This window comes from Providencia sp. PROV197, from assembly GCF_028479625.1.
GTDB lineage: Bacteria > Pseudomonadota > Gammaproteobacteria > Enterobacterales > Enterobacteriaceae > Providencia > Providencia vermicola.
Window position 1 is genome coordinate 1 of the sequence record NZ_JAMPNZ010000046.1, and the last position, 12,060, is coordinate 12,060.

Below are 12,060 nucleotides of genomic sequence, written 5' to 3' on the forward strand. Positions count from 1 at the left end.
GTGCCCTCACTTTGCCGCCTAGTCACAACTCGAACTATTTAGAATATGGTTGAGAAATTAACTCATTAATCGTAAATAAATATTTACAATAAAATGCATCGCAGTTCTAATTTAAATTATTTTAATGTTGATTTTTTGTTAAATTAATTGTTTATCAGTGGGTTAATTTGGTGTAAATTATTGTTTACTTATGTGGAAATATTTTACATAAATGGATTGAATTGTTTACGATGCATGGTATGTTATTACCCATGCACTCAAACACAATATGTAAACAATAAACCAAGCAAATATAAGCTAATTAAGTAGGTAAAAAATGATCATGCAAAAAGATGTACTCAACAACGTGAATATTCAAGACGAGCAGGTATTAATCACTCCTGAGAGTCTGAAAGAGAAATATCCGCTGAGTCACAGCAACCTGCATGCCATTGCGACATCGCGTCAAGTTATTGCGGATATTATCCATCAACGTGATCCTCGCTTACTCGTGGTATGTGGTCCTTGCTCAATCCATGATGTGGATGCTGCGATTGAATATGGTGAACGCCTACAAAAATTAGCCGAAGAGTTAAGTGATAGCTTATATATTGTGATGCGTGTGTATTTTGAAAAACCACGGACAACTGTGGGCTGGAAAGGCTTAATAAGTGATCCATTTATGGATGGTTCATTCCAAATGGAAAAAGGCCTTCATATTGCTCGCGACTTATTGACTAACTTAGTCAATATGGGGCTGCCACTGGCAACTGAAGCATTAGACCCAAATAACCCACAATACTTAGGGGATTTATTCAGCTGGTCTGCAATTGGTGCAAGAACCACTGAATCACAAACCCACCGTGAAATGGCATCAGGACTCTCAATGCCTGTAGGGTTTAAAAATGGGACTGATGGTAGTTTATCTACCGCAATCAATGCATTGAAAGCGGCTGCAATGCCACATCGTTTCATGGGAATTAACCAATCGGGCCAAGTTTGCTTATTACACACCAAAGGCAACAGCAATGGTCATGTGATTTTACGCGGTGGTAAAACACCCAACTACAGCGCAGAAGATATCGCGGCGTGTGAAGCTGAAATGCGTAAAGCGGGGCTGGAACCATCCCTAATGGTGGATTGCAGTCATGGTAACTCAAATAAAGATTACCGCCGTCAGCCACTGGTGGTTGATTCAATTATCGAACAAATTGTTAATGGTAATGAGTCAATTACAGGTATTATGCTGGAAAGCCATATTAATGAAGGCAACCAAACATCTGAACAGCCACGCGATGCGATGCAGTACGGCGTTTCTGTAACAGATGCCTGCATTAACTGGCAGACAACAGAGACTGTATTGCGTCATTTACATCAGGCATTATTGCCTGTGCTTGAACAACGCACGCAGAAATTGAGCAAAGTGAGCTGATCAAGGTATTAGTATGTCTGTTGAGTTATCCCATTTACGGGACCAAATTGATGCGGTTGATAAATCCTTATTGGATTTATTAGCCAAAAGGTTGCAACTTGTGGCGGAAGTTGGCGAAGTCAAAAGCTTACATGGGTTGCCAATTTATGTACCTGAGCGTGAGTCGAGCATGCTAGCGGCTCGGCGCGCCGAAGCAGAACGTATGGGGATCCCGCCTGATCTGATTGAGGATATTTTACGGCGGATCATGCGTGAGTCTTACGCACGTGAAAATGACAAAGGTTTCAAGACACTCAACCCGAATGCTGGCCCAATAGTTATTGTGGGTGGCGATGGGAAGATGGGGAGGTTATTCCATCGTCTTCTGACGTTGTCAGGTTACCAAGTAAAAACGCTGAATCAAAATGATTGGCCGCAGGCAGAATCGATTGTTGCGGGTGCAAGTGTGGTGGTGGTCAGCGTACCTATCCACTTAACTGTTCAGGTGATTAATCAACTGCCAAAATTGGATAAAGACACTATTTTGATGGATATCGCATCTATCAAGCAACAACCATTAGAAGCCATGCTAGCGGCACATGAAGGGCCAGTTTTGGGGCTTCATCCGATGTTTGGCCCCGATATTGGCAGCGTAGCAAAACAAGTTTTTGCATATTGTCATGGCCGTGGTGCTGAGTCTTATCAATGGTTCCTTGAACAGCTAGTAGTTTGGGGGGCGCGTTTGAAAGAAATCTCAGCGCAAGAGCATGATAAAAACATGAGTTTTATCCAAGCATTGCGCCACTTTACGACGTTCACTTATGGGCAAAATTTGGCGAAAGAGGATATCGATTTACAGCAGCTTCTTGAGTTGTCATCTCCCATCTACCGTTTAGAACTCGCGATGGTGGGGCGGTTATTTGCTCAAGATCCCCAGTTGTATGCAGATATCATCATGTCTTCAGATAAAAACGTAGAATTAATTCGCCGTTATCATCAGCTTTTAGGGCAGTCTATTGAAATGCTTGAAAATAAAGATAAAGCAGAATTTATTCGCCAGTTTAATCAAGTTAGTGAGTGGTTCGGCGAAGATGCTCACCATTTTATGAAAGAAAGCCAGTCATTGTTGCAACGCGCCAACGATAATCGTAAGTAATTATCCCCGCCTTCTATTGTATTGTTTGCAGTAGAGGGCTTTTTTACTGTTAATTTTTTGTTATTTCAGGTAATCTTTCTTTTTCGACCTTCGAAATTCGATATTTTATTTTGAATAAGTAATTTTACTTATTTCCTGTGCTTTCTATTGAAAAATCTCCTTTCTAATCTAAAACAGATATCTTCCTCTATTTAAGGGTAAATTAATCGATTTATAAAATTGATATTTAATTATCGATCGATTTATCTGGTAAAGATGTGACGTATTTTACCGATAACATTACTCATTCAACGATGGCTAGCGTGGTAAACATATGTCTTTTAAAAATCTCAAAATTAGTATGAAGTTAACGATAGCATTTGGGGGATTTGTTACGCTTATTATCCTGAGCTCACTCTTTTCTTTGGCCAATATGAACCGAGCCAATGATGGAATGAAACAAGTTCTGTATGAAAGTTACCCCATTGCCTCAACAGCAGGGCAGATGATGGATAATTTTTATTCATTTATTGGTATTCAAGAATTGATTTTACTTGATGACCGAGGGAGTGATAAGCGACGTGAAGAGTTAGCCAAAATTACATTGAAAATTAATGAATTGATGGACAGCTTAGAAAAAAATGTCACGGATGATCGTTCTAAAGAAGTCCTTTCTGAATTGCGAATTATTCGCCAACAATTTCATGCATCAATCGCTCGTATCAATACATTCCTTTCTGAAAATAACCGTCAAGCGGCTATTGATGAAATGATGGTAAAAACGTCTAGCATTCAGCGTGATTATCGAGACCATATTCAAACGCTAATGGCTATCCAAGATTTAGAAATGCAGGATATTGGGCGTACCGTCAATACCCATTATGAAAGCAATAAAATTTTACTGGCGATTCTTTCTGTGATCAGCATTGCTGCGGGTTGTGCGATGGGCTGGTTTATTACCATTATGATAACCCGACCACTCGAAAATGCGGTTGGTTTAGCGCAGTCTATTGCGAGTGGTGATTTAACGAAAGACGTTAAAGTAGATTCAAAAGATGAAACAGGTATTTTATTAAATGCATTGAATGACATGAAAGGCCAGTTAGTTGAAATTGTTCAAGAGGTGCAAAGAGGCTCTGAAAGTATTTCCGCGGCCGCTGGACAAATTGTGGCAGGTAACCAGAACTTAGCCGCCCGCACCGAAGAACAAGCCGCATCTGTTGAAGAGACAGCAAGTTCTATGGAACAAATTACCTCAACAGTAAAAAACACCACTGAACATACTCATGAAGCAAGTATGTTAGCGGAACAAGCGGCCGTTGTTGTGCAGAATAATGGTCAAATGATGAATCAGCTGACGAATAAAATGCGAGCTATTAATACGTCATCATTACAGATGACTGATATTATTAACTTAATTGATTCCATTGCATTCCAAACCAATATTCTGGCATTAAATGCTTCGGTTGAAGCGGCAAGAGCAGGCGAACATGGTCGTGGTTTTGCGGTCGTTGCGGGAGAGGTACGTTTATTGGCACAAAAAAGTGCGGCATCAGCCAATGATATCAAAGGGCTGATTGAGAACTCTTCATCGCAAACCAAAGAAGGTATGGAGCTCGTAGAGAAAGCGACAGAACAAATTCATGGCATGATTGATAGTGTGAAAGAAATGAACACGCTATTACGAGAAATTGGCCAAGCAAGCCAAGAAGAAAGCGATGGCATTTCACAAATTAACAGTGCTGTAGGGCAGTTAGATTTAACCACGCAACAAAATGCTAGCTTAGTCGAGGAGTCCGTTGTAGCGGCAGACTCATTAAATGAACAAGCATTTCATCTAAAAAAACTCGTGAATTACTTCCGCGTTAATTCTAACTACCAGTCAGAAACGACGGTATAATTTTGAATGAAGGCTGCTTTTCTATTTAAGCAGCCTTTTTACGTTTAATTATGGTGCTACTTTTTCAGGTTCAACGGGAACAATATTTTCAGATGGATAGCAGCCTAACACTTTTATTGAGCGCGTAATTGCAGAAAGTTCTTTGAGTGCTTGTTGCAGGTTATCTGAACGTAAGTTCGCATGAACATCCACATAAAACATCTCCTCCCAAGGTTTGCCATTAATTGGGCGAGACTCTAATTTACTCATAATTATCTTATTATTTTTTAAGATAATTAGCGCATCAACCAATGCACCAGCTTGCTGACCTGTGGTGATTAATAACGTGGTTTTAGCAGGAACTTGTTCAGTGACTTCAATAGACTGTGGTGCAACGACAATAAAGCGGGTCATATTGATTTGTTGGTTTGCTAAATTGTGTTCAACAACATGTAAGTTATACAGTGCGCCACCTGCTTCACTGCCCAGGGCTGCAACATTAGGGGAGTCTTGCTCCGCCACCATTTGCATCGCAGTTGATGTACTGTCGCAATATTTTATTTTCCACTGTGGGAACTGGGCTAAATATTGGCTGCACTGCTGGAAAGGTTGGGGGTGACTGTAAACCGTATCAATGAGGCTTAAATCAGTATTACCCGTGGTAAGCAAACAGTGGTTAATGGGTAAACGGATTTCCCCCACAATAGAGAGTGATGTATTTTGCAGTAAATCATAAACATCATTAATGGCGCCAGAACTGGTATTTTCAATCGGTAAAATACCGTACTCTGCTTGTCCACTTTCGACTAATGAAAATATATCTTGGAATTTATTACAGCTACATTCGACGAGTTGGTCAAAATGGCGGGCCGAATATTGGCGAGCCGCGATATGTGAGTAAGAACCTTTGGGGCCTAAAAAAGCAAAACGGGCAGTGTCACTTGGTGTTAAGTTTAAGTGCTTTTGTAAAATCGCTTGTTGGGTTAATACAGAGTCCTCAATGATCATCTGAAATAAGCGAGTAATATAAAAGCCGTCAAGCCCCAGTAGCTTACCTTTATTAATTAACACATCTAAAAGCTGACGTTCGCGGTCTTTATCACGAATAGGGCGGTTGTCATCAATTTTTGTTTCCGCAACTTCTGCTGCAAACCCACGGCGTTTTGCCAAAAGGTTTAGGAGCTCACTATCTAACTGGCTTATTTTTTCTCTTACTTTCAGTAAATTAGTGCTGTTTTCCATCCTGCCCACCCTGTAATTTCGTGATATAAAAAAAGCCCCCTAGTTGGGGGCTTTCTAATTTTGTCTTCTTTTCTTTCTTGAACGACAAAAGCCCCTAATTAGGAGTTGCTAAAGAAGAAAAAGAAAACAAAATTACGTTTCATGTGAATACCTTTAAATAAACTTGATTCAAATAAACCCGATACGCAATAAGAAGTCAATAAAAAAGAATCATAAACATAAAAAACGCGCCTATTGCAGGCGCGTTTTACAAAGTTTCAAGATAAGTTGATAGATAATATAAAATTATAACGTAACGAGGTTCGCTTCTTTTACACTATTGTTGGCTCTTCTTGATTCTCCTTTATGTTGCACTTTATTGAGTTGTCTTTCGAGTTTGTTGATCAGTTCATTTATTGCAACGTACATATCTTCATGTTTGGCGCTAGCGACTAATTTACCTGTCGCTGTTTTGATATTTGCATCAACCATGAAACCTTGTGGCTCTTTTGATAAAACAATATGCGTATTTATCAGGGAAACTTGCCACTTATCCAATTTTGTTAGACGGCTGTCAATGTGTTCACGAATAGCTGGGGTAATATCCATTTGTTTGCTAGTTATGTTCACTATCATAGTGTTACCTCTCATTGTTTCCGTCTTTGATGAATTCAGAATACGCGTTATCAGTAATAAAAAATTGATGTAGATCACATCTGATTCAGGGGAGAGTCAACACGCATCCGAAGTGTGATTTTGTATAAAAAAGGGGAGGAAAAGCATTGCCAAAATGAATGGATTAGTGGAGACTGATTAGGTTGGCTATCGGTACGGTTAATAGTCGGATCTTTTTTTGGGTTAAAATTTAGCTAATCTAAAAGATTGATTAATACAAATAAAAAAGTAAAAGAATACGGTAACGATTGGAAGCCAATCAGACAAACAAAAACAGCAGCCGAGGCTGCTGTTTTAGATCAAACTCGAGATTATTGTGGGTTCGCAACAATAATACTTTCGGCTTTATTTGCTTCTTGGTTTAAACCCATTTGTTTATACGCAATTTCCATGTATGGCAAGGCATTACGTGTTGCTTCAGTGTCTGGGTAATCTTTCAGCATTTGTTCTGTGCGATTAACAACCGCGACATAAGCACCTCGTTTGTTGTAATATTCAACCACAGAAAGGTCGAATTTTGCCAAACGTTCTTTTAAGTAGACTAAGCGCTTGCTAGCATCGTTTGCATACATACTGTTAGGATAGTAGCGAACTAGCTGGCTTAAGTCCTTAAAGGCGACGCGAGCGTGCTGAGGGTCTCTATCTGAACGGTCGATACCGAATAAGCCTTGCAGTAAACTATCGTCCAAGGCCATAGCGGTTAAACCGCGCATGTAAAGTACATAGTCAATATTTGGATGAGTCGGGTTTAAACGCATGAAACGGTCAATTGCCGCTATCGCCATAGGCAGCTCAGCTGATTTATAATAGGCGTAAATCAGGTCTAATTGAACTTGCTGGGCGTATGGGCCAAACGGATAACGGTTATCAAGGGCTTCAAACTGTTTGATGGCAGCTTTAAAGTTACCGTCCTGTAGTTTTTGCTGACCCGTTGCATAGATTTCAGCTGGGGAGCTATCAGGGCTGACTTCAGGGTTGCTGGAGCACCCAGCTAAAACCAGGCTCAACGTGGCTGCAGCCACCAGATTTTTCATACGTATCATCACGTGTAGGTTATCCTCTGAGTGTTTCGAGGGAGTCTATCCATAAGGCTCCCGGCAAAATTCGAGTTACAATAGCATATATTTTAAATGAAACGGCAGCGCCGTCAAAATACAAACACCAAAAAGTAGATTAATTTATGGCTCAACAAGTACAACTTAGTGCAACTATCGCTGAATCACAGCTCGGTCAACGTTTAGATCAGGCTTTGGCCGAATTGTTCCCTGATTATTCACGTTCACGCATAAAAGAGTGGATTTTAGATGATAGAGTGCAGGTTAATGGCAAAGTTATCAATAAGCCAAAGGAAAAAGTTTTAGGTAGTGAACAAATTTTAATCGATGCCCTTATTGAAGAAGATAATCGTTGGGAACCTCAGGATATTCCACTTAACATTATTTATGAAGACGAAGATATCCTAATTATTAATAAACCGCGTGGATTAGTCGTACACCCAGGGGCTGGAAACCCAGACGGAACAATCCTAAATGCTTTATTATACCGTTACCCAGAAATTGTTGATGTTCCAAGAGCAGGGATTGTTCACCGTCTTGATAAAGACACCACTGGACTAATGGTGGTCGCAAAAACCGTTCCAGCACAAACCCATCTAGTCGAGTCTTTACAGTTAAGAGAAATTACGCGTGAGTATGAAGCGGTGGCGGTGGGTCGTATGACTGCTGGTGGTATGGTTGAAGAGCCGATTTCTCGCCACCCAACGAAAAGAACTCACATGGCGGTTCACCCAATGGGTAAACCAGCGGTCACACACTACCGCATCATGGAGCATTTTAGAGCACACACGCGTCTACGTTTACGTTTAGAAACGGGTAGAACGCACCAAATTCGTGTTCACATGGCACATATTAACCATCCATTAATTGGCGATCAATTATACGGTGGCCGTCCTCGCCCATTAAAAGGTGCCACGGAAGAGTTTTTAGAAGTGATGCGTAATTTCGATAGGCAAGCACTGCATGCAACAATGCTGCGCTTATATCACCCAATTTCAGGTATTCAAATGGAGTGGCATGCACCACTACCTGATGATATGGTTAAGCTTATTGAAGCCTTAAAGGCAGATACTGAACTTCATAAAGACAATATGGACTGGTAATGAGCACACTGATTTTCCCTGATTGGCCGCAGCCTAAAAGCGTATCAAGTTGTAGCACAACCCGTGCGGGTGGTGTGAGCCTGCCACCTTTTGACAGTTTGAATCTTGGCGACCATGTAGACGATCGCCCTGAAGCCGTCAGTGAAAATCGCCAGCGCCTTGTTGAACTTGCTCAATTACCACAACAACCCGTGTGGCTTGAGCAAGTCCATGGTACGCACGTTCTTCATCTTAATGGTGGTGAAATCAAAAACAAACAAGCAGATGCAGTGTATAGCAATCAAGCAGGGCAAGTTTGTGCCATTATGACGGCGGATTGCTTGCCTGTTTTATTTTGTAATCAAGCGGGAACAGAAGTTGCAGCGGCTCACGCAGGGTGGCGGGGGTTATGCAATGGCATTCTTGAAAATACGGTTCGTCAATTTATTAGTCCTGCTAATGAAATAATAGCGTGGCTCGGCCCTGCAATTGGTGCAAAAAAATTTGAAGTGGGCTCTGAAGTTAAACAGGCGTTTGTTAATCAATCATCTGATTTAGCTTCTGCTTTTACATCTCATAATGAAAAGTATCTTGCTGATATCTATTTATTAGCCCGTAAAAAGCTCAATGCGGTAGGGATTAATGCCATTTATGGTGGCGATTTTTGCACGGTAAGTGATGAAAACAGATTTTTTTCCTACCGACGTGAGGGAAAAACGGGAAGAATGGCTTCTTTGATATGGGTAAATAACTAGTGTTTAGCGTTTTACTCTAAATTAACAGATATAACAAAAATTATTCAATACAAAACTTGAATATTTAAAAATAGACCTCATCTAGTATCCAGTAGCAAATTTAATCTCATTTATCGGAGGTGTTATGCGTCTGGATCGTTTAACTAATAAATTCCAGCAAGCTCTCGCTGACGCCCAATCTTTAGCCCTTGGGCGTGAAAACCAGTTTATCGAACCTATTCATCTATTAAGTGCCTTATTTAATCAAGAAGGTGGCACAGTCCGTCCTTTGCTGACGACACTTGGCGTTAACGCGGTGCAATTTAAGCAAAAGATTGAAGATGCATTAGGGCGTTTGCCTCAAGTACAAGGTGTGGCAGGAGACGTTCAACCATCAAGTGACTTAATGCGTCACTTGAACCTATGTGATCAATTGGCACAAAAGCACGGAGATGACTTTATCTCCTCTGAATTATTTCTTATCGCCGCTTTAGAAGCCAATACAACATTAGCAGACATGCTCAAAGCAGCAGGTGTTAATAAAGATAATTTAAAAAAGGCAATAGAACAGATGCGTGGTGGAGAAAAAGTGAATGACCAAAGCGCTGAAGACCAGCGCCAAGCCTTGAAAAAATATACTGTTGATTTAACTGAACGTGCAGAACAAGGCAAATTAGACCCAGTGATTGGCCGCGACGAAGAAATTCGCCGTACTATCCAAGTATTACAACGTCGTACAAAAAACAACCCAGTGCTGATCGGTGAACCTGGTGTAGGTAAAACCGCCATTGTTGAAGGGCTGGCACAACGTATTGTGAATGGTGAAATACCTGAAGGCCTAAAAAACAAACGTGTTTTATCCCTTGATATGGGGGCCTTGATTGCGGGGGCTAAATATCGAGGTGAATTTGAAGAGCGTTTAAAAGCTGTTTTGAATGACCTCGCAAAACAAGAAGGCAACGTTATTCTCTTTATTGACGAATTGCATACCATGGTTGGTGCAGGTAAAGCAGATGGTGCAATGGATGCGGGGAATATGTTGAAACCTGCGCTTGCCCGTGGAGAATTACACTGTGTTGGTGCTACGACGTTAGATGAGTACCGTCAATACATTGAAAAAGACCCTGCGTTAGAACGTCGTTTCCAAAAAGTGTATGTCGCAGAGCCTTCAGTAGAAGACACGATTGCAATTTTGCGTGGTTTGAAAGAGCGTTATGAGCTTCATCACCATGTACAAATTACTGACCCTGCGATCGTCGCAGCAGCAACGTTATCGCATCGTTATATTACCGATCGTATGTTGCCAGACAAAGCTATCGACTTAATTGATGAAGCGGGTGCAAGCCTGCGTATGCAAATGGATTCAAAACCTGAATCCTTAGATAGATTAGAACGCCGTATTATTCAGCTGAAACTTGAACAGCAAGCACTGAAAAAAGAATCGGATGAGGCGAGTAAAAAACGTCTTGAAATGTTAGAAGAAGAACTGACAGAGAAAGAACGTGAATATTCTGCGTTAGAAGAAGAGTGGAAAGCGGAAAAAGCCTCGTTAACGGGCACTCAGCATATTAAAGCAGAACTGGAAAATACGCGTATCGAAATGGAAAAAGCGCGCCGTATGGGTGATTTAGCAAAAATGTCTGAATTACAATATGGTCGTATTCCTGAATTAGAAAAACAACTTGAAGCCGCAACTAAAGCGGAAGGTAAAAGCATGAAGCTTTTACGTAACAAGGTGACTGACGTTGAAATTGCTGAAATTCTAGCGCGCTGGACTGGCATCCCTGTTTCAAGAATGCTGGAAAGCGAAAGAGAGAAACTGTTACGTATGGAACAGCAACTCCATCAACGTGTGATTGGTCAAGACGAGGCAGTAGTGGCGGTATCGAATGCAATCCGTCGTAGCCGTGCAGGGTTGTCTGATCCCAATCGACCAATTGGTTCCTTTATGTTCTTAGGGCCAACAGGGGTCGGTAAAACCGAGTTATGTAAAGCATTGGCGAACTTTATGTTCGACAGTGACGATGCAATGGTGCGTATCGACATGTCCGAATTTATGGAAAAACATGCGGTATCACGTTTAGTGGGGGCACCTCCAGGGTATGTTGGTTATGAAGAAGGTGGGTATCTCACAGAAGCTATCAGACGTCGTCCATATTCTGTCATTTTGCTAGACGAAGTTGAAAAAGCACACCCTGATGTTTTTAACATCTTATTGCAAGTGTTGGATGATGGGCGTTTAACGGATGGTCAAGGCCGTACCGTAGACTTCCGTAATACAGTAATCATCATGACATCTAACTTGGGCTCTGACTTAATTCAAGAAAGATTTGGCATGATTGGTTACTCAGAGATGAAAGATATGGTGATGGAAGTGGTATCTCACAGCTTCAGGCCTGAGTTCATTAACCGTATTGATGAAGTGGTTGTTTTCCACCCACTAGGCAAAGAGCAAATTACGAATATTGCAAATATTCAGTTGGCTCGTTTATATAAACGTCTTGAAGAGCACGGTTATGAAGTTACCGCGACACCAGCAGCACTTGAGAAAATTGGTGAAGCAGGTTTTGATCCAATCTTTGGTGCAAGGCCGTTGAAACGTGCAATTCAGCAGGAAATTGAAAATCCGCTAGCACAAGAAATCTTGTCTGGTCGGTTACTTCCAGGAAAACCTGTTGTTTTAGATGTTGAAAACAACGAAATCGTAGCAAAACAGTAATCAATGAAGGAAGTTTAGTTCGTTGATTCAGTAGTAAAACTTAAAGGCGGCATTCGATATGCCGCCTTTTTCTTATCAATTTGGTTAGAAAATCGCTTTTTTTGGTCTAAAACTGGGCGTGAAGTGCAAAAGATAATCAGTTGAAAATTATTTTCAAAAAAACACTTGCC

The 12,060-nt window shown here is 41.0% G+C and carries 9 protein-coding genes and 1 other annotated feature; of the genes, 6 read left to right on the forward strand and 3 right to left on the reverse strand.

Features of this window, described 5'->3' with window-relative positions; all coding sequences use genetic code 11:
* The first annotated feature begins 316 nt into the window (after window positions 1-316).
* From PR808_RS20480 to PR808_RS20490, 3 genes are all read left to right on the forward strand, one after another.
* Window positions 317-1,411: a 3-deoxy-7-phosphoheptulonate synthase gene (locus PR808_RS20480; protein WP_272516353.1), complete on the forward strand. Its 1,095-nt coding sequence runs from the start codon at window positions 317-319 to the stop codon at window positions 1,409-1,411.
* Window positions 1,412-1,424: 13 nt separating this feature from the next.
* Entirely contained in the window at window positions 1,425-2,546 is a 1,122-nt protein-coding gene (gene tyrA / locus PR808_RS20485; RefSeq protein ID WP_206084777.1) for a bifunctional chorismate mutase/prephenate dehydrogenase, read from the forward strand.
* 313 nt (window positions 2,547-2,859) lie between these two features.
* Entirely contained in the window at window positions 2,860-4,425 is a 1,566-nt protein-coding gene (locus tag PR808_RS20490; RefSeq protein WP_206084778.1) for a methyl-accepting chemotaxis protein, read from the forward strand.
* Between the two features lie 48 nt (window positions 4,426-4,473).
* Here PR808_RS20490 and pheA read toward each other — a convergent pair whose 3' ends face one another.
* The 3 genes from pheA to bamD all read right to left on the reverse strand — a co-directional run bounded on the left by pheA (window position 4,474) and on the right by bamD (window position 7,343).
* Complete coding sequence (pheA, locus tag PR808_RS20495; protein ID WP_206084779.1) at window positions 4,474-5,646, reverse strand: bifunctional chorismate mutase/prephenate dehydratase; 1,173 nt, start codon at window positions 5,644-5,646, stop codon at window positions 4,474-4,476.
* Between the two features lie 25 nt (window positions 5,647-5,671).
* Window positions 5,672-5,790 (reverse strand) — a sequence feature (Phe leader region).
* A 141-nt stretch (window positions 5,791-5,931) separates the two neighbouring features.
* Window positions 5,932-6,261: a ribosome-associated translation inhibitor RaiA gene (raiA, locus tag PR808_RS20500; RefSeq protein WP_206084780.1), complete on the reverse strand. Its 330-nt coding sequence runs from the start codon at window positions 6,259-6,261 to the stop codon at window positions 5,932-5,934.
* 350 nt (window positions 6,262-6,611) lie between these two features.
* A complete protein-coding gene (gene bamD / locus PR808_RS20505) occupies window positions 6,612-7,343 on the reverse strand; it encodes an outer membrane protein assembly factor BamD (protein ID WP_206084797.1) in 732 nt (243 codons plus the stop codon).
* Between the two features lie 137 nt (window positions 7,344-7,480).
* On the opposite strand from bamD, the gene rluD reads away from it, so the two are divergent.
* The 3 genes from rluD to clpB all read left to right on the forward strand — a co-directional run bounded on the left by rluD (window position 7,481) and on the right by clpB (window position 11,890).
* On the forward strand, window positions 7,481-8,458 hold the full coding sequence (gene rluD, locus PR808_RS20510) for a 23S rRNA pseudouridine(1911/1915/1917) synthase RluD (protein WP_047757334.1): 978 nt from the start codon (window positions 7,481-7,483) through the stop codon (window positions 8,456-8,458).
* A complete protein-coding gene (gene yfiH, locus PR808_RS20515) occupies window positions 8,458-9,192 on the forward strand; it encodes a purine nucleoside phosphorylase YfiH (RefSeq protein ID WP_206084781.1) in 735 nt (244 codons plus the stop codon). Before rluD ends, yfiH begins: the two co-directional genes overlap by 1 nt.
* Before the next feature lie 124 nt (window positions 9,193-9,316).
* Entirely contained in the window at window positions 9,317-11,890 is a 2,574-nt protein-coding gene (clpB, locus tag PR808_RS20520; RefSeq protein ID WP_206084782.1) for an ATP-dependent chaperone ClpB, read from the forward strand.
* The last annotated feature ends 170 nt before the right edge of the window (window positions 11,891-12,060 follow it).